At 64.3% G+C, this 675-nt stretch carries 1 protein-coding gene; it reads right to left on the bottom strand.

The genetic code is table 11. From position 1 onward, the window contains the following. Positions 1-675, bottom strand: a 675-nt coding sequence (locus tag JNK74_29075; GenBank protein MBL7650233.1) for a tRNA uridine-5-carboxymethylaminomethyl(34) synthesis GTPase MnmE, incomplete at both ends; no start/stop codon positions are given.

Below are 675 nucleotides of genomic sequence, written 5' to 3'. Positions count from 1 at the left end.
CAGGGTGCTTTTGCCGGCGTTGGGGCGCCCGGCGATGACGGTGGCCACACCGGTGCGCAGGGCGTTGCCCAACTGGAAGGTACGCAGCAGCGAGCCGATGTAGTCCCGGATTTTGGCTACGAGACTTTTCAGTTGGGTGCGGTCGGCAAATTCCACGTCCTCCTCCGAAAAGTCGAGTTCCAGTTCCACGAGGCTGGCGAAGTGGATGAGTTCCTCGCGCAGGTGCGCGATCTCGTTTTTGAAACCGCCGCGCAATTGCCGCATGGCCACCGCGTGCGCCGCCGCGCTCTGGCCGGCAATCAGGTCGGCTACGGCTTCGGCCTGACTGAGGTCCATCTTGCCGTTCAGGAAGGCGCGCAGGGTAAACTCGCCGGGTTGGGCGAGGCGGGCGCCTTTTCGCAGGAGCACTTGCAATACCTCCTGCTGGATGTACGGCGAGCCGTGTACGGAAATTTCCACGATGTCTTCGCCCGTGTACGACTTGGGCGCCCGGAAAATGGAGGCCACCACCTCGTCGAGCGTACGCCCGTCTTCGGCTTCAATGCGGCCGAAATGGGCGGTGTGCGTGGGCTGGTTTTCGAGTCGCTTGCCGCGAAATACACCGTCGGCAATGAGTACGGCCCGCGGGCCGGAAAGCCGCAGCACGGCAATGGCGCCCGTGCCCGGAGGCGTGGC

Source organism: Candidatus Hydrogenedentota bacterium (genome assembly GCA_016791475.1).
GTDB lineage: Bacteria > Hydrogenedentota > Hydrogenedentia > Hydrogenedentales > JAEUWI01 > JAEUWI01.
This window is presented reverse-complemented; position numbering and strand designations above follow the sequence as displayed.